A 21992-nucleotide genomic window follows, 5' to 3' on the forward strand; every position below is an offset into this window, starting at 1 on the left:
GTGTAAACACGATCGATTGGGAATATTGGATATCCATATTGTGTACATTCGGAAGGTTTCCTACGCTTCCGGCAATGGCAACGTAACATTCGTTCTCGATAGCACGTGCCTGGGCACAATGCCTCACGCGGGAATATCCGTTCTGGGTATCTGTCAGGAAAGGAACAAACAAGATATCCATTCCGTCAGCGGCAAGCAAACGGCTCAATTCCGGGAATTCCACATCGTAACAGATCAAAATGCCGATCTTTCCGCAGTCTGTATCAAAAACCTGGAGATGACTTCCGCCTTCCATTCCCCAGATCTTCACTTCATCGGGGGTGACGTGAATTTTTTCAAAGCGTTCGATACGCCCGTCACGGTGGCACAAATACCCCACGTTATACAATCGGTCGTTCTGTATTTCAGGCATGCTTCCCGTAATGATATTGATGTTGTAACTGATTGCCAGTTTGGAGAAGTGCTGCGCGATTTCCTGTGTGTATTTCGCCAGTTCGCGGATAGCCTGCGGTTCCGACAAATGATTGTTTTCCGCCATCAGCGGGGCATTGAAAAACTCCGGGAACAAGGCAAAATCCGAGCGGTACCCGGAAACAGCATCCACGAAATACTCTGCTTGCTGCATCAAATCATCAAGGTTGGAGTAGGGCCGCATCTGCCATTGAATCAATCCCAAACGGACAACGGTCTTAATCGCACTGGGAGCTTCGCTTTTTACTTCGTAATACAAGTTGTCCCATTCCAGCAAAACGGCGTAATCTTTTGAGTGTGAATCGCCTTCCAGGTAGTTTTTCAGGATCTTGGAAGGGTGAAAATCGTTCGACATCTGGAAATCAAGTACCGGATCGTGGATCTCTTTGCGCTTCACTTTTTCAATGTACTCACGCGGAGTCATTTCAGATGCATATTTGTGGTAATTCGGGATGCGTCCGCCAAAAGCAATGCCCTTGAGGTTCAGTTTTTCGCACAATTCCTTGCGGTAATCATACAAACGCCGTCCCAACCGCAAGCCACGGAATTCCCTTTTGATAAAGACATCGATTCCGTAAAGGATATTCCCGTCCGGACGGTGTGTTTTGAAAGTATAATTTCCTGTAATTTGTTTGTAAGTATGTAAATGCTCGTATTTGGAAGAATCCACAATAATGGAAAGCGCCACGCCGGCAATCTGTCCGTTTACTTTAATGGCAACCTGCCCTTCTGGGAATTGATTGATTAGCGTTTCTATCTGTTTGCGCGTCCAGTAAGGATTCGCCAAACCGGTATAAGATTCAACCATGGCTTCCTTCAGCGCTTCGTAATCGGTAATACTTAAATAGGTGAGCTCAATATTGTCAACGTCTTCCATTCAATCTGTTTTTCTTTGAAGATACCTAAAAATCAAAGATACCACTCACGTGTTTGCAGAGAATTAAGGAATTTTTAGAGAATTACGAATCTGTCATGCTATATTCCTCCAGTTCTCTTTCCAACCGCTTTACCCGTTTAGTTTTGCCCATTTTCTGTGAACATTCGATCATTTGCTTGTACAGGTTTCTTTCCCGGAGATGTCTTCCGGTTCCGCATGTCATGTAATAAAATCTTCGTTTGATCCGTGAAAGGTGGTAGTATTCTTTCCGGTAATTCTCTTTTTCATGGTAATATTCAACCAGTTTGTAGCTGAGATTCCGATAGCGTATGTTCTTGTTCGCTCCCTCTCTTGTTTTCCAAAAAATGTAGAAAGTCGGAAGCACCTTTTTGGACTCTTTAACCGCTAGTCCGTAGTCTTTCGCCTGGAATGCAGCGTAAGCAAGTTTATAATTCAAATGATATTCCCTTGCAATCTTTCTGTCAATCCTGATCAATTGCTGACATGCAATAACTACCGAATCGTACTTTTTCTCATCCTCGAAACGCTCATAAAGTTCCAGGTACTTTTTAGTTTCTGTCTGTTGGGCCAGGAAACTAAAAGGATAAAGAAAACAAACCAAAAACAGGTGTTTCATGTTAGACTTAGTTTTGTAAACGAAATTTACTAAAAAATACCATTGATTAAATAAAAGTTCTTGAATCCCGAAACTATGGGGAAGTGCCTTTTATCTGCGGTTTCAATTCGTAATTCGGCATTCGTAATTCGTAATTATGAAATATTGTTTACCTTTTCACTTTCCCGACATTAGCTTGAAAACGCCTCCATGATTGGAACCATCAATATGCAGCAGGAATTGAAACAGCTTTACAGGAAATGGCCGGATATCCGCCGTTACCTGAAGACTTTGGGCTGCGATCCGGTGAGCGGGGAGGATATTTTCCAGGAAGCCCTGCTGATCTATGTTCGTAAGCGCGAATCTTCGGATTTTGAATTGACTGTTGAACCTTTTTTCTATGTGCGGAATACCTGTAAACTGCTTTGGTACAATCAGGCCCGCAAGGAACAAAAACAAATTTCTACGGAATTACATGAAAACATCGAAGCAACGGAAGATGCCTGGTTCGAAAAAGAACTGAAGATCCGGGAAGTGGAATCAACACTGGCAAAACTGGGAGCCCAATGCCAGGAATTGCTGCAGTTGTTTTACGGATTGGGATGGAACATGGTGGATATTGCAAAGAAAATCGGCCTGCGGAACGATAAAGTCGCGAAAGCACAGAAATACAGATGCCTGCAGAAGGCAAAGGAATTGATTCAGGAACAGGAATTAGTAGTTGAACCGATTAAAGCTTAAGACATGGAAACGAATTGGAATCAACTCATAGAGCGTTACCTGCAGCATGAACTTTCGGAAGAGGGAAGAAGTGCTTTCGAACAGGAACTTGAGATCAATCCCGAACTCCGGGAAGAAATGGAAATGCACCAGCTTATCCGGTCGGCTGCCAAACGGGCTTCACAACGTGCGCTGATTCAGCAGACCGGGAAATTATACCTGCGGAATCTGCGTATCAAACAGTTTGCGCTCGGTATTGCAGGAACAGTAATTGTTGTTGCCGGAATTATTTACTGGATAAATTCCAAAAACAATCAAACGAAACAAATGACCGAAAATGCTTCTTTGAAATCTTCTCCGAAGAATCCTTCCGAATCAGCATTCCGGACGGATCAGATCAGCCAGCAATCAAACCAGCCAGGAGGCAAAAGTTCGCTTATTCAACCTACTGATTGGCATGAAACGGGTGAAACCAATCCGAAATACGCCGCTGCAGCCGCGAAATATAAGATGCATTCCCGGGATCATGCCTACTATGGTTTGGTGAAAAATTCCGCGGAAGCTTCAGCTGATACATTGCCGGCTCCAAGACCTACTGTGGCAGTTCTCGGCTATACGAATGAAAAGAAATTCGATGCGGATCCTGAAAATCAGGTGAATAATCAGACAGGTAGAAATGTACTTTGGGTACAGAAATACGACAGCGTAGGGAAATTCAACGATTTGTACTGCGGTTATGCCCTGGTTATGGATAACTCTAAATTTGGTTTCGTAGACCCGGATGGAAAAATCTTTATTCCTTTGATTTATGACCAGCTGGTGGTGACAACGAACATCAAATCTTCCAAGCAGAAAAATAAGCGCCAGAAGAAAAAAGTGCTGTACATTCCGAAACGTTCCGGAAAGGATGTCAAAGATTGTGATGAACAGATCAAGAAGGTTTCCTATGAAATTTATCCCGCAGAAAACAGTAAATAGCTTGTGAATCCCTACCAGGATTCTCCTTGATAATTAACAGCTGATAATCATTGTTGACCGACAAAAAAGATTTGTCTTTCTTCCTTTTCAATATTTTAGGAGGTTTTTAATCCATTCAAAATAATAAGGAGGGTGATTTTTGAAAAAAGAATCTAATCTTTTTTGGCTGATTACAATTAGTTGCCAAAACGCACAATTACACGGCCTGTAGAACTACAGCAGAATCTACCAATAATTACCCGTCCTTCAGATCTTTTGAAGAAACGGCAACCGGCCGATTTGGTTATCAATCCCGGAAAGTGCTAATTCTGTAGTGTTTGTAAAACAACTACAGAATTGCATTTTGGATCCTGATCCCGCCTTTTCGTGGATTGATCAAAATCGGCAGGTTGGCTGAAAGTTGTAATTGTGCAAAGGCATTTTTTGCCTACTTTTTTTGCCTCGGAAAAAAGTAGGAAGACAAAGTGGATTATTAGAGGGGGTGGAGATTTAATTGGATAATAATATGGTTGATAATCAGTTATTTGTGACACTCAATCACCACCGTTTTTTGATCCCCGGGTTTGGTTTGTTCTTCCATTTTAGGGCTTAGAACAGGAATTCCAAGGTTTGCTCCCCGGAGAATGATCATCAATCCGATGACGGACAAGATATAGGGGAATGCACTTGTAAGTTTTGCCCGGAAAGCCTGGTTGATCCGTTGGGCAAAAAATCCAACTCCGAGCAGTGCCGGAAGTGTTCCCAAACCGAATGCGGCCATAGCCGCGGCACTTCCGATCGGATTTGCGGCAAGTAAGGCATTTGCCAATGCCAGGAAAATCATTCCGCAGGGCAGAAGGCCGTTCAACAATCCGATTCCGAAGAGCTTAGAAGCACCTTTTTGACGAAGTAAAAGGCTCATTTTTTTTGAAATCCAGTTTTGAAATCCCGGTGTTCGAAGTTCTATGCGCTTGAGCCAGTGCTTCCTCCAGGCAATGAGTATCAGTCCGATTCCGAACAAGACACTTAGCACCTGGAAAATCCGGAATAATTGTATGGAATAACCAATACTACCGATCACGAATCCTAAAAGCATATAGGTAATGATCCGTCCCAGGTTTGCAGCCAGGATTCCCAGCAGCATGGTTCCGGAAGACTGCCTGTTCAACGGTAGTGCGAGCGCAATCGGCCCGCACATTCCGATGCAGTGAAACGAACCCGCAAGTCCCAGTATAAATGATCCAATCAGGAAAATCATCTGAATGTTACTTGCTGAGACATTTCATAGGGTTGGTCTTTTATTTTCCCGTTAATGGTGCAAGTGAAAACACCTTTTGGGAATTTCGCTGTTTGGATCACGATCCGGCTCAAAGGTTTTGCAGTCAGCACAAAGTCCAGGTTCTTATCATCCGGACGCTGTAAACTAATCGTTACATCATCTGTTTGAAAGACAGCAGGAAAATACAAGTACAGACTGTCTTTTCCGGTCTTCATACTGATCTTTTCATTGGCTGAAACATAGACTTTCTGTGCATTGATCTGCGTTTCATAATTCAATTCCTTTTTGTAGTAATCTTCTTCCACCAAATCAATTTTCTGGCGCATCATAATTACTACCATTGTAAGGATGAACCCCATAAAGAGTCCCATTCCCAGAATAATTCTTTTTCCCCAGTTCATAGCTCATAATTTATAATTGAAAATGGATAAAGTCTTTTCAATTTTACATTTTACATTTTCAATTTTTAAAAAGATGGTCCGATCAGTTTGATCTTCACCCGGTCTATTTCTTTTCCGTTCCCCATGACTATTACTTCCATTTTTTGTGTCCCATTTTGAATGACGGAATAGGGGAAGCGTGCCAAAAAGCGTTCACGTACCCGTTTTTCACCTTTCAATTCCAGTGAATCGTTGGCAAGTTCCAGTTTGACTTTCGGATCGGAAGGAATCAGTTTGACGTGAAAATTGTTCTTTGTTTTGTTAGTCAGATCAATCTCGAAAATATTGCTGATATCGTTTTCACGAGTTACCTGGAATGTCGAGCCGCGCTGACGGATAATGGTTGTGGAAAAATCATCCCTCATAACAAGCATAGTAGCCCAAACGGCAACCAGTATAACCAGTAGAACGGTATATGAAATAACGCGTCTTGTCCATTGAAAGCGGGTGCGGTTCTTTATCCCGTTTTCGGAAACAAAACGAATCAGGCCTTTTTCCAATCCAACGCCATCCATCATGGTGTCGCAGGCATCAATGCAGGCTGTACAATTCACGCATTCCAGCTGTGTCCCATTCCGGATGTCAATCCCTGTGGGGCATACGCGTACACATTGTGCGCAATCGATACAATCTCCTTTCTGGGCTGCCGGACGATCTTCTCCCTTACGGAATTTTGCCCGGCCTTCTCCACGAACATAATCATAGGCAACCACCATGGAGTTTGGATCGAGCAGCACACCCTGAAGCCTTCCATAAGGACAAATGGTAGTACAAACCTGCTCACGTAATCGGGAGAATACGAAATAAAAGATGGTTGTAAAGATCCCGATTGAAATCAATCCGCCGATATGCAGTTTAACCGGCTCCGTAATAATCTTCAACAGGGTATCGCTTCCAATGATGTAGGCCAGGAAGATATTGGCGATCACAAAGGAAACGAGCCAGAAAAGGGTGTGCTTCAGGATACGTTTGATCCACTTTTGTGCATTCCAGGCCTGTTTGTCGAGGGCAATTTGTTGCGGGCGGTCTCCGTCTATCCAATATTCGATCTGTCGAAAAACAAACTCCATGAATATTGTTTGCGGACAGAACCATCCGCAGAACAAGCGGCCGTAAATGATGGTAAACAAGATAACAAAGACGATCAGGATGACCAGCATCAAAGCGAAAAGGTACAAGTCCTGGGGCCAGAATGTAGCACCGAACAATGAAAATTTACGCTCAAGGATGTTTATTTCTATAAGCTGATCCCCGTTTATTTTAATAAATGGAGCGCTTAATAAGAAAAGCAGGAGGGAGTAACTTACCAATTTTCTGCGGTTGGTAAACTTTCCTTTTGGTTTCTTTGGATAGACCCAAACACGTTTTCCGTCTTCGTTAACGGTTGCGATATGGTCTCTGAATTCTTCTTCCATGATTGTTTTGTACAGAAAATGCCCGCTAAGCAGGCATTCTCGGGTTATTTTTTCGGATATTCTTTTCCCTGCGGTTCTTTGCCGGGTTTATATTTTAAGCTTAATACATAAGAAGCAACCTGCTGCAATTGAACCGGATTCAATTTGGAAGCATGTTCGGGCATTCCGTTAGGAGTACCGTTTTTAATGGTTCCGAATACATCTTTGATATCGTTTCCGTACAGCCAGTAATTGTCTGTTAAGTTCGGTCCGATATCACCGCTTCCGTCTTTGTGGCAAGCCGTACAGTTGGCTTCAAAGAGTGGTTTTCCTGCAGCAATTCCTTCAGGTTCAGTCAGCAATGTTACGTTTGTTTCGTCTACATTCATAGCTGCATCTTTCAAATAGGCATCAATCTCTTTTTGGGCACGGAGTACGGATATTTTGTATTCGGTTTCCTGATTGTTTCCATTGAATACATGGTAGTATAGAATGTAGGCAAAAGCGAAGAAAATAGTCAGGTAGAATCCCCAAACCCACCACGGTGGTAAATTGTTATCAAGCTCTCTGATACCATCGTATTCATGATCCATCAGAATGCTGTTTTCTTCCTCGACGGGAACGGCATCCGTTAAAATCTTTGCAGCACGTTTTTGTCTGGTTTTGGTCGCTTTTACTTTTCGTGGATAGACCATGTAATAGAAGTCGTTGAAAAGTCCGCGCAGGTAAATAACCACCAGCAACAAAACGATATCAATTGCAATAACGACATACAGGTCTGTTCTTGTAACTAATAACCACGGAAGATTCTCCTGTACCGTTTCTTCCGGAACAACGCTCATTCCGTAAGAATATCCGGGAATACAGAGCGCTCCGATACTGATAAGAAGAACTAGTATTTTGTTCATATTTTCCTGTTCTCTCAGCTTCTTTTTGAAAACATCGGATTTTACGAAAGTCAGGATAGAATTGCTCATCAGGATAATAGCAAGCAATAATACCAGCATCAATCCGCCCAGGGCATACATGATCTTTAGGTTTTCCTTGTAATTCGGGACAACTTTGACTTCTTTTTCTTCACCGGGATTTGTAACCCCTGGGGTTGTAACAGGAGGCGTGTAATTATCTATATAATCCAAAATCTGGTCAATTTCCTCATTACTTGCCTGCTGAGGCGGCATTTCCGAACCCGAGAAGTCTTTGATGGCCAGCGCCATTTTACTTTTCCCGCCCGCGATCAGTTTCGGGGAGTTTTTGACCCAGTCATAAATCAGTTCACCTTCTCCGGCATCTGTCCATTTTGTTTTTACACCCTTCAACAATGGACCTGTAGAGTTTTTGTCTACCATGTGACAGGTGTTGCACTTGGCCTTAAATAGCGCTTCTCCCTGGCCGTATGTAAGTGTTGTAAGGAATAATGAAGCAAAAGTAAGTATGTTCAAGATTTTCATGGTCGTTCATTTTGATGGATTGGCTCCTCAGAAAGAAGAGGAATGTTACTGAGTTCTTCGATAGAAGTTTTCTTCATTTTCCAGATTCGGATCAATACAACCAGGAAGAAGATCACAAAGACCATCAGGGAAAATATACCGTAGAATTCTACCCCGGACTCGGTTGCCAAATGATGTTTAATAAATCGTAACATAATTTCTTATTTAGCTTGTTTCACTTTGATATCTGTTCCCAATCGTTGTAAGTAGGCAATCAGGGCAATGATTTCTTTTTGCTTCAATTCGTCGATCTTGGCATTTTTATTCACCCCGTTCAATGCGATTTTCGGCATGTTATCTACGATATCAGTTGCAATTTCTTCTGCCTGTTTGTCCAGGTCTGCCTTCGCTTTTTGAGCGTATCCTTTCGGATATGGAACTCCAAGTGTCTGCATAGCTTCAATCTTTTTACTCAAAAGACTGGTATTCAGGTTGTCTTCTTTCAACCAGGAGTATGCGGGCATAATGGACCCTGGTGATAAAGCTTTCGGATCGATCATGTGTTTGTAATGCCACATGTTTCCGCGTAAACCTCCTTCCCGTGCAACGTCCGGACCGGTGCGTTTAGAACCCCAAAGGAATGGGTGGTCGTAAACATGTTCTCCGGCTTTCGTGTAACCGCCGCTTTCGGGAGTTGGTGCATAACGTGCTGTTTCAAAACGAAGCGGGCGTATCATTTGAGAGTGACAGTTGTTACAGCCTTCACGGATGTAAATGTCGCGGCCTTCCAATTCAAGCGGAGTATAAGGTTTCACACTGCTGATGGTCGGTACATTTGATTTCACTGCAATGGTTGGAATAATCTCTGCTAAACCACCGATTGCAACAACGATGATACTGATGACCATGAAGCGAACTGGTTTTCCTTCGATTCCACGATGCCAATACTCTTTTTTCGTAGAAACATGAGCTCTCTCAACAGCTACTTCAACCGTTTCGTCTGCCTGGAAAGATCCGGCTTTGACTGTTTTGTAAACGTTATACACGAGCATCAATGCACCTATGATGTAAAGAAGTCCTCCGATAGATCTTAGAATGTAGTAAGGTTTCATATCGATCACGATTTCCAGGAAGTCCTTGTAAGCTAATGTTCCGTCCGGATTAAATTGCTGCCAGTTCAATCCTTGTGCGAAACCTGCAATGTACATCGGAACAGCGTAAAGAATGATTCCCAGTGTAGCGATCCAGAAATGTCTGTTTGCCAGTTTGATGGAATAAAGCTGTGTTTTAAACATTTTAGGTATCAGCCAGTAAATCAAACCGAAAGTCATCATTCCGTTCCAGCCAAGTCCGCCAACATGTACGTGAGCAATGGTCCAGTCTGTAAAGTGTGAGATCATATTCACGGATTTCAGGGACAAAAGCGGACCTTCGAATGTTGCCATTCCATAACAGGTCAAAGCAACCACCATGAATTTCAGCATGACATCGTCACGAACGCGGTCCCAGGCTCCTCTCAAGGTTAACAGACCATTCAGCATTCCTCCCCATGACGGAGCAATCAGCATGACCGAAAACACGACTCCGAGACTTTGTGCCCAATCAGGCAGGGAACTATAGAGCAAATGGTGAGGTCCGGCCCAGATATAGATGAAAATAAGCGCCCAAAAGTGAATGATGGATAAGCGGTAGGAGTAAACCGGTCTGTTTGCTGCTTTCGGCACAAAATAGTACATCAAACCTAAATAAGGTGTTGTCAGGAAGAAAGCTACCGCATTATGCCCGTACCACCACTGAACCAATGCATCCTGAACCCCTGCATACCAGGAATAACTCTTCAGGAATGAGATCGGTAATTCAAAGGAGTTGAAAATGTGTAAAATGGCAACCGTTACGAATGTTGCAATGTAGAACCAGATAGCTACATACAAGTGTTTCACGCGTCTGTTCAGGATGGTAGCGAACATGTTCCAGCCGAATACTACCCAAATCAGTGCAATCAGGATATCGATCCACCATTCCAGCTCTGCATATTCTTTACTCGAAGTGATTCCGAAAGGAAGGGTTAAAACGGCACAGACAATGATGAACTGCCAGCCCCAAAAATTGAGGTAGCTCATTTTGTCACTCCACATCCGGGTTTTGAGAAGTCGCTGCAGGGAATAATAAACTCCCATGAAAATCCCGTTTCCAACAAATGCAAAGATTACTGCGTTGGTGTGTAATGGTCTGATCCGCCCGAACGAAATGTATCTGAAACTCAGATAATCGTTAAAGAATTCGGGAAAAGCCAGCTGCAGAGCGGCAATTAATCCGACCAGCATTCCAATGACTGCCCACAGGATGGTGGCAAATGCGAAATATTTGACAATTTTATTGTCGTACTTAACCGTTTGTATTTCCATTGTTGTTTTGATTTGATTCGTTCTGGTCTGGTTCGTCCTCGTAAAGGATCCGAACGCTGGGGGAGTAGTCGTCATCGTATTGTCCCGTTTTCGTCGCCCAAAGGAAAATTCCTAAGAAAAAGACGGCCAGACAAAGACTTACGATAAGCATTATGTAGATCATTCCCATGGTACAAAGAACAGGACGAAACAGAAGATAAAACATGACTTATGTAACTGAAAAAAGTGATTTATATCATGTTTTTGATGAACAATCAGGCATTCGTAATTCGTAATTCGCAATTCCCGAAGGGTAATGCTTACTTTTGTAGTATGAAGACAAATTCACCGATTAATCCGAAAATCTTAAGCCGCCTGGCGGAATTGGGTTTTACGAATCCAACACCCATCCAGGAACATGCATGGAAGCATTTGATCGAAAAGCACCAGGATTATGTAGGGCAGGCTCATACAGGGTCCGGGAAAACAATTGCTTACGGTGTTCCGCTTTTGCAGCGCATCGATGCAAAGGATAAAGATGTACAGGCAGTGGTTTTGGTTCCTACGCGTGAATTGGTTGTTCAAACCTCAAAAACCTTGTTCAAACTTTCCAAGAACATGGACAAATTCTTCATTCAATCGATTGTGAAAGGGGATGATCTTGAACAGCAGAAGCGGGATCTTCAGCGTCCCACCCAGGTATTGGTGGCAACTCCGGGAAGGTTACTGGAATTGATGCGCATGAAAGCTGTTTCTCTCAGAAGGGTAAAAACCATTGTACTGGATGAAGCGGATGAGCTGTATGCGAAAGGTTTTATGAAGGAAATCGATAAGATCCTGGGTGAAACCAACGATTTTCACAAGAAATGGCTTTTTTCTGCTACGATTCACGGTGAATTAACGAAATGGATCAGGCAAACCCTGCACATGGATGCTCCGAAGGCAGTTATTGCTACTAAAGAAGTGATGAATCCGCGGATTGAGCATCAATACGTAGAATGCCAGAAAGAAGACAAACCGATGCTGCTGCTTGAATTCCTGACAACCATGAAAAAAGGCCGCGGGATTATTTTTTGCAGAACAAAAGGGGATGTGGAACATGTGGCCCGGTTTCTAAGAGGACATGAGAAGAAAGTGACCGAAATTTATGGAGAAATGTTCCCTAAAGAACGCGAAAAAGCGATGCGGATGTTTTCGCAGGAACACACCCAGTATTTGGTAGCTTCCGATATTGCAGCCCGTGGAATGGATTTCCCGGACCTGGCCTTCGTGGTGCATTATCAATTGCCGGATGATCCGGATTATTACACACACCGCAGCGGAAGAACCGCAAGGGCAGGGAAGCGGGGAATTTCTTTAAGCCTGGTGGAATCGGTAGAACGCAAAAAGCTGCGTTACATCCAGGATTTGCTGCATGTGGATTTTATCCAGTTGTAATCTGTCAGCAGAAAAAGAGATTAAACAATCGTTTCCTGAAATGGAGGTAATTTCTTTCTTAAAGTAAGAAAAGTAGCCAACCCGACAACGGTAATGGAACTCAGCGGCATCAATATGGTTGCAACAAAAGGTGTTAATGCCCCGCTGACCGCAAAACCGACACCCGTGAGGTTGTACATCAATGAAAAAGCAAAACTAATCTTCAAAAAACCTTTTCCCTGCTGGATGTACCGAATATATTCCGGAAGGAATTGCAGGTTTTCGGCTTTCAAAATAGCGTCGGAGGAAGGTGTGAAGCGCACCAGGTCTTCGGATAGTGCTAATCCCACAAATGCGCTGTTGAGTGCTCCGGCATCATTCAGTCCGTCTCCGATCATCAATACACGCTCTCCGGATTCCTGCAGTTTATCGATGTATTTTTTCTTGGCTACAGGAGTTTGTTCGAAGTGAAAATCCGAACCTGAAGGGAAAAAAGGGCGGATCAGCTCCAAATCACGTCCCGTATCTCCGGAAACAACGGATAATTTGTGTGCGCAGCCTAAAGCTGTAACGGCATTCGAAACACCTTTTCTCAAACTGGACTTGAATACGAATTTCCCCAAAACATGTTCCTGTATGGCCAGGTAAGAACAGGATTCCAGATGTTTCGACTCATCCATTCCCACAAAGCTTGCTGAGCCGAGTTTCAATCCGTTTTCGGAAGCGATTCCCAATCCGGCATACTCAATAGCTTTTAAATCCATTTCTTTAGGGCGTAATGTCTGCCTGATCCATTGATGGATTGCCAAGGCATAAGGGTGTGTTGCGTGTTTGGTGATTGCATAGACTTCGTCCAGTTGCTCCAGTGTCAGCGGTTCACCGATGTATTCAACGGATTTGGTATCCTGTTCGGTCAAAGTACCGGTTTTATCGAAAACGATGTGTGTACACTGCTGGATACGTTCAATGATAGTGGTGTTGCGGAGATAGAATCCTTTTCTTCCGAGTTTACGCATCATATTTCCATAAGTAAACGGAACGGAAAGTGCCAATGCACAAGGACAAGCTACAATGAGAACTGCAGTAACAATTTCCGGGATTTGTACCGGATCAACGAAGCTCCATCCAATTGCCGCCCCGGTTGCAATCAATAGAACAGCTGCTATGAAATAGCGTGAAATGCGGTCCTGTCGCGATTGGAAACCATCGTTTTCCTGTTTGGAATGCTGTTCGTTCCAAAGCTGGGTAAGTTCGCTCCTGGAACTTGTTTTCAAAACGGAAAGTTCAACGGTTTCACCGCAGATCTTTCCTCCCGCATAGATCATGTCGCCCTGGTTCTTTTCTACCCAGTCGGATTCACCGGTAACAAAACTATAATCGATGGTGGCCTTTTCCGAAAGCAGTAAACTGTCGCAGGGAATGATTTCTTCGTTGCGGATCCGGACCTGGTCACCGACTTTTAGTTCGTCTATCGGGCAAAGTTCTGTTTGGTCTCCCTGTTTGCGGATGACTGCAATCGGGAAATAAGCTGTGAAATCGCGTTCGAAGGAAAGCCATTGATAGGTTTTATTCTGGAACCATTTCCCGATCAGGAGGAAAAAAATGAAAGCCGCAAAAGAGTCCATGTATCCGGGACCTTCATTGGAGAAGATGGCATAACAACTTCTCAGGTACAGCGCGATAATTCCTATTGTTATGGGAATATCAAGGTTCAAAGTTTTTGCTCGCAGTGCACCAAAGGCCGATTTGAAGAAATCCTGTGCGGAAAAGAACAGTACGGGCAAAGAAACCACAAAAGACAGGTAGGCGCTCAGATCACGGAAACCTTTGTAGGTTTGATCGATTCCCAAATATTCGGGAAAACTCCACAGCATAATACTTCCGAAAGCAAATCCTGCAAACCCCAGCTGAAAAAGCAAGCGTTTGTTTACCGTTGATTTACGTGCTTCGACTTTGGTGAAATTGGGTTCGTACCCGATCTTAGTAAGCAGGTGTGCTAATTCGGATAAAGCTATTTGGGACTCATCAACGATAATGGAGCACTGTCTTTTCGGGAAATTCACCAGCGAATGGATAACACCCGGATTGAGCTTTGATAAATGTTCCAATAAGTAAATGCAGCTCGCACAATGGATTTGCGGGAGATGCAGGGTGATTTTTACCGTGTTTCCTTCCTGGAAATCAATGTAGGATTGCCGGATTGCCGGATCATCCAGTATGTCGAATCTTTTTTTGGAGTATTTGTTCGGACGGATCCCGGTAAGTGTTTGGTCGGAATAATAAGCGCCCAAATCATGTTCGGAGAGCAATTGATAGACTTGTTTGCACCCGTTGCAGCAAAAATCGTGGGCTTCAAAACGAATGATTTCTTCCGTAGCCGGTTCATGGCAATGGAAGCAAATAACCGTGTCAGTTTGGGGGTTTTTCATCGTTTTCGGATTAAATCGTCATGCTGAAAGTTGGCTTCGAAGCAGGAATTTCCAGATATGGATCGAAAGCCATACAGACATTCCGTACAAATGGTTTTCCTTTTTCCGTAACGGTGATTTTCCGGATTGCAATTTCAACCAGTTTGTCCTTGATCATCGGTATAAGTTTATCTGTAATGTCTGTGATATCAATCTCTTCGTCTTCATGGATTTCCGTTCCAAAGTTGCACATGAGCTGATTGATGTGTTCTCTTCGTTCTAGGTCCGTTTCCGTCAGTTGATGTCCTTTTTCCCAGGCAAAGCTATTTTCTTCGATGCGTTTGAGGTAATTTTTCAGGTCTTTTTCGTTTTGTGCATAGCCAAACCAGGAATCGGATATGGCCGACATACCAAGTCCGATAAGTACTTTGGTATTATTGGTCGTATATCCCATAAAATTCCGGTGTAGTTTTTTTGAACGGTATGCCTGTGCCAATTTATCTTCTGCCAGTGCAAAATGGTCCATGGCTATTTCCTGGTAACCGGCCTGAAGGAACCGTTCTTTTGCCAACTCGTATAATTCTCTTTTCAATGAAGGAGAGGGAAGATCACTTTCGTCAAATCCGCGCTGTCCCGTACCTTTGATCCAGGGAACATGTGCATAGGAGTAAAGTGAAAGTCGTTCCGGTCTGAAAGCAATGGTTTGTTCTACCGTTTTTTGGAATCCTTTAAGTGTTTGTTTGGGCAGTCCAAATACCAGGTCGTGAGAAATACTTGTGTAGCCTATCCTTTGCGCCGCTCTGTGACATTTTTCAACCTGTTCTTTCGGTTGGATCCGGTGAATGGCCTGCTGTACAATTTTATTGTAATCCTGTATTCCAAAGCTGATGCGTCTAAAACCCAATTGGTAAAGTACCTGCAAGTGTTCCTCGGTAGTTGAATTCGGATGTGCTTCAAAACCAAACTCAAAGTCGTCGGAAACAGGAAATAGCTTTTTTAAACCCTCAATCAGGCGTTTTAATTCGCCGGGAGCGAAGAAAGTGGGAGTGCCTCCGCCCAAATGAATCTCGGCAATGCGTGTCTGGGGTGAAAGATGAGAAGCGATGTTGTTCCATTCCTTCAATACCGCATCAATATACCTGCTTTCAACCTGGTGATTGGTCGTTATATACTTGTGACATCCGCAAAAAGTGCAGAGAGAATCGCAGTACGGCAAGTGAACGTAAATCGAAATGTCCTGTCCATCGGGAAGCTGCTGCCCCTTTTTTAGTGTCTCAATCCAGTCGGCAGCATTCCAGCGGTCAATTTTCCAGAAAGGTACCGGTGGATAGGAAGTATACCTGGGTCCCGGTTGATTGTATTTTCGGATCAGTTCGTCTTTTCCCATGTTGCAATCCTTTTTGCAAAAGTAGAAGGGCTGTTTTCTTTAAAAAATGATGTGGATCAGTTTTCTGAAAATCGGTAAAAAGAGTACATTTGTCGAACAATCAGTAACGAGGAACTAATTTAATGATAGAGAAGTCACATAAACATGTGAATTGTGAAGCATGTGCTGTTCGCTCCAACAGTATTTTCGCTCATTTAACGGGTGAAGATGTGGCTAACCTGGATCATCACAAATCCTGTCAGTTCTACAAGAAAAATCAAACCATTTTTGTGGAGGGAAGCTATCCGCGCGGAGTTTACTGTGTAAATCATGGAAAGGTTAAGATTTATGCCCTGGGTGATGAAGGCAAAGAACAGATCGTTCACATTGCCAAAGCGGGCGAAGTTATTGGTTTTCGCGCCATGCTTAGCGGTGAATCTTACAAATTGTCTGCGTCTACACTGGAAGATTCCAATATCTGCTTTGTTTCCAAGGATGATTTCCTGAATATGATGGATACACTTCCGAGCCTGAGAAATTCATTGATCCAGGAGTTATCCAAAGAATTGGGCGAACGTGCTATTTTCATTACGAACCTGGCCCAGAAAACGGTTCGTGAGCGTTTGGCTTATTCCCTGATGATCCTGGCAGATATTTACGGTGATGAACCAATCAATCTCTCTCGTGAAGATTTGGCTAATTTCGTAGGAACAGCAACAGAAACTTTGATCCGTTTGCTCAAAGAGCTCAAAGAAGAAGGATTGATCGATACACAGACACGCAAGATATTTATCACTAAGAAAGAAGAATTGATCCAGCTTGCCGGCGGGCATCGTTAACCCTTTATTAGAGAATTCCAGTTTGCCTTTATGAATTCCTGTATCTCTTCCGGTAATTCGCTGAATACGCCTTTTGTACTTGCATCCCCGCCACGTTCTTCCTGGGTAGGTTGTTTATCTTCAATGTCTTCACCTGTTCCTTTGAAAAAATAGTGATTCTTAGGCGAAGCTTCTTCCGTGACATGATAAGTTGCAGTACTAACGTTTATATGATACCTGGTACTGCCAAAATCCCATGAAATACAACTGGTTGCCGTCACACAGGTTGCTAGTACGTCATCCCATTTTTTTTGTTTATCCTTTTTTGCTTTTTCTGCGTTCCAGTTTTTTTTGATTTCACCTTTTTCTGCACGGGTATAATCGGATGTTTCCAAAGCTTCTTCAAGATCTTCCAATGTATCGTAATCGACCCACATATCCAGTTCATCTTGATCTAATGCTCTTTGAATGACAACTTGTCTCTGAGTTACCGGGTTATTAATGCCATTCTGCAATTTTCGCTGCGCAACTGCCTCCGGACGGTTATCGACAAACTGGAAAGCGGATTCTTCGTTGTTCTTCTTTTGCGAATGTTTATTCGGGTGAGAATTGTCCGTGTTTTTGGAGGTTTTTTGTGAATATGTGTTCATAGTGTTTGGTTTCAGTTATTGCGGTTAAATAACTTGATACTGATGAAATTAACGATTACCATTAAATAACATGCCGTTTTTGACAAAAATAATTTCAGTTTGTTATTTCCTTTGAAACTAATGATAGTTTTCAACAATGGCGATGGGTACATCGATAAACTTCTAATTTTAAGGAAAAATTAGAATCACATGAAAAATGCCCCATATTCGGTAGAAGAGCGTTTTGTGCGCTATGTACAAATTGACACAACTGCAGACCCAAACTCCACTTCCTTTCCTTCCAGTGAAAAACAAAAAGACCTTTCACATTTATTGGTGAAAGAATTGAAGGAATTGGGTATCGAAGATGCAGAAGCTGATAAGTGGGGATATGTGTACGCAACCATTCCGGCAACATCATCTAAAGAAAATATTCCAACTATTTGTTTCTGCTCACATATGGACACAGCTCCGGATTGCTCGGGAACGAATGTAAAACCGATCATACACCGCAATTATACAGGCGCTCCGATCACGCTTCCGGATGATCCGACCCAGGTTATAACAACCGGGAAACATGCTTACCTGAAAGAGAAAATCGGGGATGACCTCATTACAGCTTCAGGTTTGACTTTGTTGGGAGCAGATGACAAAGCCGGCGTTGCCATTATCATGGATTTGGCTCAGCAGCTGATGAAGAAAAAAGAAATCCCGCATGGAAAGATCCGTATTCTATTTACGCCTGATGAAGAAGTTGGAAGAGGAGTGGAGCAGCTGGATATGGAAAAATTGGGTGCAGATTTCGGATATACGCTGGATTCAGGAGAATTGGGAGCTATTGAAGACGAATCTTTTTCTGCTGATGCCATGACTTTCGTGATTACGGGAGTAAGCGCGCATCCGGGATACGCAAAAGGAAAAATGGTACACGCTATGAAAGTTGCCAGTGCCTTTATTGACGCGTTGCCAAAAGATGAATGGTCGCCGGAAAGTACCAAAGACCGCGAAGGATTTGTTCACCCGACTTCCATTTCCGGTGGATTGGAAGAAGTAACGGTAAGTTTTATAATCCGCGATCACATTACAGCGAAATTAGCTGAGTACGAAACGCGCCTGGAAGGAATTCTGAAAGAGACAATCGCTCAATTCCCAGGAGCGACTTATACATCAAAAGTAACGGAGCAATACCGCAATATGAAGGAAATCATCAAAGATGTTCCTTTTGTGACTGATTATGCCATCGAGGCAATGAAAAAGGCAGGGATCACTCCAAAACCAACCATTATTCGTGGTGGAACGGATGGTTCACGCATGTCATTCATGGGCTTGCCTTGTCCGAATATCTTTACGGGAGAAATGGCCATTCACAGCCGTCACGAGTATGTGAGCATCCAGGATATGCAAAAAGCGGTAGACACGCTGGTGGAATTGGTGCAGATTTGGGAAAAACATTAATTGATTTACGAATTTGTCTTTTTTGGTAATGGAATAAAAAGATTATGGCAGTAGGGTCGGAAAATTTTCCGACCCTACCAATACGAAACCGGTATCAATATGGAAGAAAATAACATCCTTTACAGCAATCTAAAAGAAGCATTTCTGCTTCGTGAAGATATTACATTCTTAAACTTCGGTTCGTTCGGTGCAACTCCCAAACCGATTTTTGATGCTTATCAGCGTTTCCAGCGTGAACTGGAATATGAACCGGTGCAGTTTATCATCCATAAAGGGCCTGAATATTTGAAAGAAAGCCGGATACGTTTGGCTGAATTCCTTGGCTGTAAGTCTGATGATATGGTATATGTTCCAAATCCGACTTATGCCGTGAATATTGTTGCAAATGCCCTGGATTTAAAACCGGGAGATGAGGTTTTGAGTACGAACATCGAATATGGAGCCTGTGACCGGACCTGGGATTTTTATTGTAGTGAAAAAGGAGCAAAATACATCAAACAGGAAATAACACTGCCCATTGAATCAAAAGAAGCGTTTTTAGCTGATTTCTGGAAAGGTTTTAGTGAAAAGACGAGAATGGTGTTCATTTCGCAAATAACTTCCGCTACAGGCTTAATATTGCCTGTAAAAGAGATTTGTGAAGAAGCTAAGCGAAGAAACCTGCTGGTTTTTGTGGACGGAGCACATGTTCCGGCACATATTCACCTGAACCTGACAGCACTGAATGCGGATTTCTATACCGGAGCTTGTCATAAATGGATGATGACCCCGAAAGGCTCGAGTTTTCTTCATGTGAAACCGGAGCACCAGGAGCAGCTGGACCCATTGGTAATAAGTTGGGGGTACAAAGCAGATTTCCCGGGTGATTCACAATTCCTGGATTATCATCAATTTAATGGAACCCGCGATTTTTCGGCTTATCTGACCATTCCCGAAGCTATTGATTTTATGAAGTGGAATGATTGGTGGGGAGTAGCAGAAGACTGCAGAAAGCTGGTACAAAAATGGCTTCCTAAATTGTGTGACCTGGTTGGTTCCAAGCCTTTGGCACCGGTTACGGATGAATTCATCGGTCAATTGGGAAGCATTCCTGTTCGTTGCGAAAATCCGATAGAACTCAAACAGATACTTTACAACGAGTTCAAACTTGAAATTCCGGTAATGGTACAGAACGGGAAGGTTTATGTGCGCTATTCCATCAATGCTTTCAATTCGGAGGAAGATTTAGTCAAATTGGAAGCTGCCCTGAAAGAACTGAAGGAACGGAAACTGATTTTTTAATTTGACAACAGAAATCAATTGGCGTTCTTGGCGCTATTTGCGCGGTTAAAAATACAATTATGCAGAAACACATCTTTTTGATAGGCTTTATGGGAAGCGGTAAATCGACCGTTGGTGCTTTGCTTGCTGAACGCTTGAACCTTCCTTTTTTGGATTCTGATAAGGAGATCGAGAAGAGAGCAGGAAAAAGCATTACCGAGATCTTTTCACAGGATGGAGAAGCCGTTTTTCGTGAAATGGAAATGAATTTCCTCCGGGAATTAAAATCTATAGAACCTTCCATAGTTGCGGTAGGTGGAGGACTTCCAACCATAGAAAATGCACTTCCATTGATGCATGAAATGGGTTTGGTTATTTATTTAAATACCAGCTTGTTAACTTTGATTAAACGTTTAAGGGAAGAAAAGGAACAAAGACCTTTGCTGAGAGAATTGAGTGATTCGGAATTTCATCCTTTTGTAGAGGCTTTATTAAGTGAACGGGTTCATTTTTACAAGCAGGCAAAACTTATTATGCCGAACGAGCGAAATTCACCTAATGAATTAGTTTTAAAACTTGAAAAAGAATTAAATAAACTTAATTTTTAGTTTTAAATTCAATCCGTTCCCATTTTTCTAATCAAACTCTTCGTCGATTCCGAAAAAGTTGGTCTTTTCTCCGTTTAGTTCTTTGTTTAGAAAATAATAATGTAAACTGGAATGGCCAATAAACAGGAAAAAAGTGATTTTATCGAAAGTAGTGGTGTCGTGGTACCAATACGAAAAACCTAGTAGGAACCACATAGTTAGCAGGTACAATGCCCCACCTCCCCAGATGAAATAGATAAACCAGGGATGTTTCCGCCATTGAAGCACCAGTCCGATAAAAAGTCCGGCCCAGGAAACCAAAGCAACATTGTAGAAAGTAATCAGACTGTCCTGGAATTTTGTTCCGGTAAACCCAAGTGCCTGTCCGCGCTGTTCTATGAGGGTATGTACATTCAATCCTTTTTCCTGTTCAATCCATTCTGTGCTGGTTAATACGACGTATCCGAGAATTATCCATACTAAAAATATAGCCCAAATAAGTAATCCCAGGTAAAAACTTATTTGAGTATAGGTATCGGGAGATTCTTTTCCGAAAATCACATTGCGTAATCGGGATAATAGGGGAATCGGGCTTTCCAAATGAGCCTCAAATTCTTCGCGAAATGAATGTTTTTTATCAGAATCCGTCACTCAACGAATTTAGTTAATTTCGCAGAATGAACGCACAAAATACAGGGTTAAAATGGGAGCAATACCTGGCAGAAACTCCACAAATGGATTATTCAAGCCGGGAGGTACAACAGTTTATCCAAACAATTCCTGTTCATACTGAACGGGTTAAACAGGCAATATCTATTTATGAAATTGTGCGTGATTCCTTTTTATATGACCCGTATCACCTGGATTTGCGTCCGGAATTCCTGAAAGCGAGTGTGATTGCATCAAAAAAACGCGCATGGTGTGTAGAGAAATCTTTACTGGCTTGTACCTGTTTTCGCGCTTTTGGCTTTCCTGCTCGATTGGGATTTGGCATTGTGAAGAACCACATAGGAGTGGAAAAATTGAAAACATATTTGAAACGCGATGAAATTGTGTTTCATGGATATGTTGAGGTTTATCTTCAAGACAAATGGAGTAAATGTACTCCGGCTTTTGATCCGCGCATTTGCAAACTAAGCGGTGTTCCGCTGCTGGAATGGGACGGAAGTGAAGATTCACTTTTCCAGGCTTTTGTGGAAAATCAGCAGTTCATGGAATACCTGCATTTTTATGGTGAGTTTGAAGATGTTCCGTTTGAACTCATGCACCGGGAAATGGCTGCCTACTATCCGGATCTGTTCGAAAATCCGGTTGACACAAGGGCATTTTCGTTTCATTTTGATTCGAAGTTGGTATCCATTTGATTCCCGGTTGAGAATTTTCAAATTTTAGAATTTATAAATTCATGTCTTCATAAATTTGTGAACAGATTTGCTGTTAAGAATTTGTTTTTCAGCAACTTAATTTTTAAACTATTTAATTAGT

The 21992-nt window shown here is 42.7% G+C and carries 21 protein-coding genes; 8 read left to right on the forward strand and 13 right to left on the reverse strand.

Annotated elements, in window-relative coordinates:
- Together QZT69_RS09400 and QZT69_RS09405 are read right to left on the reverse strand one after the other, a co-directional pair.
- The coding region (locus QZT69_RS09400; RefSeq protein WP_294673408.1) for a carbon-nitrogen hydrolase family protein at positions 1-1348 on the reverse strand (1348 nt) is incomplete at its 3' end.
- A gap of 82 nt (positions 1349-1430) precedes the next feature.
- Positions 1431-1985, reverse strand: coding sequence for a hypothetical protein (locus QZT69_RS09405; RefSeq protein WP_294673410.1), 555 nt, complete (start codon positions 1983-1985; stop codon positions 1431-1433).
- Between the two features lie 189 nt (positions 1986-2174).
- Here QZT69_RS09405 and QZT69_RS09410 point away from each other — a divergent pair, with 189 nt between their 5' ends.
- Together QZT69_RS09410 and QZT69_RS09415 are read left to right on the forward strand one after the other, a co-directional pair.
- Positions 2175-2705, forward strand: coding sequence for a sigma-70 family RNA polymerase sigma factor (locus tag QZT69_RS09410; protein ID WP_294673413.1), 531 nt, complete (start codon positions 2175-2177; stop codon positions 2703-2705).
- A gap of 3 nt (positions 2706-2708) precedes the next feature.
- Positions 2709-3662 (forward strand): hypothetical protein, encoded by a 954-nt coding sequence (locus QZT69_RS09415; RefSeq protein ID WP_294673415.1) that lies wholly within the window; start codon positions 2709-2711, stop codon positions 3660-3662.
- Positions 3663-4182: 520 nt separating this feature from the next.
- Here QZT69_RS09415 and QZT69_RS09420 read toward each other — a convergent pair.
- The 7 genes from QZT69_RS09420 to ccoS form a co-directional block, all read right to left on the reverse strand.
- Positions 4183-4899 carry a sulfite exporter TauE/SafE family protein gene (locus QZT69_RS09420; protein ID WP_294673417.1) on the reverse strand — a complete coding sequence of 239 codons (717 nt, stop codon included), beginning with the start codon at positions 4897-4899 and terminating at the stop codon, positions 4183-4185.
- Positions 4896-5321, reverse strand: a complete 426-nt coding sequence (locus QZT69_RS09425; RefSeq protein WP_294673419.1) for a FixH family protein — start codon at positions 5319-5321, stop codon at positions 4896-4898. Before QZT69_RS09425 ends, QZT69_RS09420 begins: the two co-directional genes overlap by 4 nt.
- 65 nt (positions 5322-5386) lie before the next feature.
- Entirely contained in the window at positions 5387-6775 is a 1389-nt protein-coding gene (gene ccoG / locus QZT69_RS09430) for a cytochrome c oxidase accessory protein CcoG (RefSeq protein WP_294673421.1), read from the reverse strand.
- 44 nt (positions 6776-6819) lie between these two features.
- Positions 6820-8205 (reverse strand): c-type cytochrome, encoded by a 1386-nt coding sequence (locus tag QZT69_RS09435; protein ID WP_294673423.1) that lies wholly within the window; start codon positions 8203-8205, stop codon positions 6820-6822.
- Positions 8202-8399: a cbb3-type cytochrome c oxidase subunit 3 gene (locus QZT69_RS09440; RefSeq protein WP_294673425.1), complete on the reverse strand. Its 198-nt coding sequence runs from the start codon at positions 8397-8399 to the stop codon at positions 8202-8204. The genes QZT69_RS09435 and QZT69_RS09440 overlap by 4 nt, the downstream gene beginning before the upstream one ends.
- A 6-nt stretch (positions 8400-8405) precedes the next feature.
- A complete protein-coding gene (ccoN, locus tag QZT69_RS09445) occupies positions 8406-10589 on the reverse strand; it encodes a cytochrome-c oxidase, cbb3-type subunit I (RefSeq protein ID WP_294673427.1) in 2184 nt (727 codons plus the stop codon).
- The gene (gene ccoS, locus QZT69_RS09450) at positions 10570-10794 is read right to left on the reverse strand and encodes a cbb3-type cytochrome oxidase assembly protein CcoS (RefSeq protein ID WP_367242128.1); all 225 of its coding nucleotides are present in this window, start codon (positions 10792-10794) and stop codon (positions 10570-10572) included. Before ccoS ends, ccoN begins: the two co-directional genes overlap by 20 nt.
- Before the next feature lie 107 nt (positions 10795-10901).
- On the opposite strand from ccoS, the gene QZT69_RS09455 reads away from it, so the two are divergent.
- Complete coding sequence (locus tag QZT69_RS09455; protein ID WP_294673429.1) at positions 10902-12005, forward strand: DEAD/DEAH box helicase; 1104 nt, start codon at positions 10902-10904, stop codon at positions 12003-12005.
- 20 nt (positions 12006-12025) lie between these two features.
- Here the strand turns inward: QZT69_RS09455 and QZT69_RS09460 are convergent, their stop codons facing one another.
- Both QZT69_RS09460 and hemN read right to left on the reverse strand, forming a co-directional pair.
- Complete coding sequence (locus QZT69_RS09460; protein WP_294673431.1) at positions 12026-14413, reverse strand: heavy metal translocating P-type ATPase metal-binding domain-containing protein; 2388 nt, start codon at positions 14411-14413, stop codon at positions 12026-12028.
- A 10-nt stretch (positions 14414-14423) separates the two neighbouring features.
- Entirely contained in the window at positions 14424-15779 is a 1356-nt protein-coding gene (hemN, locus tag QZT69_RS09465; RefSeq protein ID WP_294673433.1) for an oxygen-independent coproporphyrinogen III oxidase, read from the reverse strand.
- Positions 15780-15901: 122 nt separating this feature from the next.
- Here hemN and QZT69_RS09470 point away from each other — a divergent pair, with 122 nt between their 5' ends.
- Entirely contained in the window at positions 15902-16597 is a 696-nt protein-coding gene (locus QZT69_RS09470; protein WP_294673434.1) for a Crp/Fnr family transcriptional regulator, read from the forward strand.
- On the opposite strand, the gene QZT69_RS09475 is transcribed toward QZT69_RS09470, so the two are convergent.
- Positions 16594-17226 (reverse strand): hypothetical protein, encoded by a 633-nt coding sequence (locus tag QZT69_RS09475; RefSeq protein ID WP_294673437.1) that lies wholly within the window; start codon positions 17224-17226, stop codon positions 16594-16596. The two genes, QZT69_RS09470 and QZT69_RS09475, sit on opposite strands and share 4 nt — an antisense overlap.
- Before the next feature lie 189 nt (positions 17227-17415).
- Between QZT69_RS09475 and pepT the strand changes: the two genes are divergently transcribed.
- The 3 genes from pepT (at position 17416) to QZT69_RS09490 (ending at position 20528) form a co-directional block, all read left to right on the forward strand.
- Positions 17416-18660 (forward strand): peptidase T, encoded by a 1245-nt coding sequence (gene pepT, locus QZT69_RS09480; protein ID WP_294673439.1) that lies wholly within the window; start codon positions 17416-17418, stop codon positions 18658-18660.
- 99 nt (positions 18661-18759) lie between these two features.
- Positions 18760-19941, forward strand: a complete 1182-nt coding sequence (locus tag QZT69_RS09485) for an aminotransferase class V-fold PLP-dependent enzyme (RefSeq protein ID WP_294673441.1) — start codon at positions 18760-18762, stop codon at positions 19939-19941.
- A gap of 59 nt (positions 19942-20000) precedes the next feature.
- Entirely contained in the window at positions 20001-20528 is a 528-nt protein-coding gene (locus QZT69_RS09490) for a shikimate kinase (protein ID WP_294673443.1), read from the forward strand.
- 27 nt (positions 20529-20555) lie between these two features.
- Here the strand turns inward: QZT69_RS09490 and QZT69_RS09495 are convergent, their stop codons facing one another.
- Positions 20556-21158, reverse strand: coding sequence for a hypothetical protein (locus QZT69_RS09495; protein ID WP_294673445.1), 603 nt, complete (start codon positions 21156-21158; stop codon positions 20556-20558).
- Between the two features lie 26 nt (positions 21159-21184).
- Here QZT69_RS09495 and QZT69_RS09500 point away from each other — a divergent pair, with 26 nt between their 5' ends.
- A complete protein-coding gene (locus QZT69_RS09500) occupies positions 21185-21871 on the forward strand; it encodes a transglutaminase family protein (protein WP_294673447.1) in 687 nt (228 codons plus the stop codon).
- Positions 21872-21992 lie beyond the last annotated feature (121 nt).

It is taken from the genome of uncultured Fluviicola sp. (genome assembly GCF_902168135.1).
Classification (GTDB): Bacteria; Bacteroidota; Bacteroidia; order Flavobacteriales_D; family Crocinitomicaceae; genus Fluviicola.

What these genes read in the sequence shown, in the direction of transcription:
- QZT69_RS09405 (WP_294673410.1), bottom strand. Translation starts at nt 1,985, where the DNA reads ATGAAACACCTGTTTTTGGTTTGTTTTCTTTATCCTTTTAGTTTCCTG.
- QZT69_RS09410 (WP_294673413.1), top strand. Translation starts at nt 2,175, where the DNA reads ATGATTGGAACCATCAATATGCAGCAGGAATTGAAACAGCTTTACAGG.
- QZT69_RS09415 (WP_294673415.1), top strand. Translation starts at nt 2,709, where the DNA reads ATGGAAACGAATTGGAATCAACTCATAGAGCGTTACCTGCAGCATGAA.
- QZT69_RS09420 (WP_294673417.1), bottom strand. Translation starts at nt 4,899, where the DNA reads ATGATTTTCCTGATTGGATCATTTATACTGGGACTTGCGGGTTCGTTT.
- QZT69_RS09425 (WP_294673419.1), bottom strand. Translation starts at nt 5,321, where the DNA reads ATGAACTGGGGAAAAAGAATTATTCTGGGAATGGGACTCTTTATGGGG.
- ccoG (WP_294673421.1), bottom strand. Translation starts at nt 6,775, where the DNA reads ATGGAAGAAGAATTCAGAGACCATATCGCAACCGTTAACGAAGACGGA.
- QZT69_RS09435 (WP_294673423.1), bottom strand. Translation starts at nt 8,205, where the DNA reads ATGAAAATCTTGAACATACTTACTTTTGCTTCATTATTCCTTACAACA.
- QZT69_RS09440 (WP_294673425.1), bottom strand. Translation starts at nt 8,399, where the DNA reads ATGTTACGATTTATTAAACATCATTTGGCAACCGAGTCCGGGGTAGAA.
- ccoN (WP_294673427.1), bottom strand. Translation starts at nt 10,589, where the DNA reads ATGGAAATACAAACGGTTAAGTACGACAATAAAATTGTCAAATATTTC.
- ccoS (WP_367242128.1), bottom strand. Translation starts at nt 10,794, where the DNA reads ATGTTTTATCTTCTGTTTCGTCCTGTTCTTTGTACCATGGGAATGATC.
- QZT69_RS09455 (WP_294673429.1), top strand. Translation starts at nt 10,902, where the DNA reads ATGAAGACAAATTCACCGATTAATCCGAAAATCTTAAGCCGCCTGGCG.
- QZT69_RS09460 (WP_294673431.1), bottom strand. Translation starts at nt 14,413, where the DNA reads ATGAAAAACCCCCAAACTGACACGGTTATTTGCTTCCATTGCCATGAA.
- hemN (WP_294673433.1), bottom strand. Translation starts at nt 15,779, where the DNA reads ATGGGAAAAGACGAACTGATCCGAAAATACAATCAACCGGGACCCAGG.
- QZT69_RS09470 (WP_294673434.1), top strand. Translation starts at nt 15,902, where the DNA reads ATGATAGAGAAGTCACATAAACATGTGAATTGTGAAGCATGTGCTGTT.
- QZT69_RS09475 (WP_294673437.1), bottom strand. Translation starts at nt 17,226, where the DNA reads ATGAACACATATTCACAAAAAACCTCCAAAAACACGGACAATTCTCAC.
- pepT (WP_294673439.1), top strand. Translation starts at nt 17,416, where the DNA reads ATGAAAAATGCCCCATATTCGGTAGAAGAGCGTTTTGTGCGCTATGTA.
- QZT69_RS09485 (WP_294673441.1), top strand. Translation starts at nt 18,760, where the DNA reads ATGGAAGAAAATAACATCCTTTACAGCAATCTAAAAGAAGCATTTCTG.
- QZT69_RS09490 (WP_294673443.1), top strand. Translation starts at nt 20,001, where the DNA reads ATGCAGAAACACATCTTTTTGATAGGCTTTATGGGAAGCGGTAAATCG.
- QZT69_RS09500 (WP_294673447.1), top strand. Translation starts at nt 21,185, where the DNA reads ATGAACGCACAAAATACAGGGTTAAAATGGGAGCAATACCTGGCAGAA.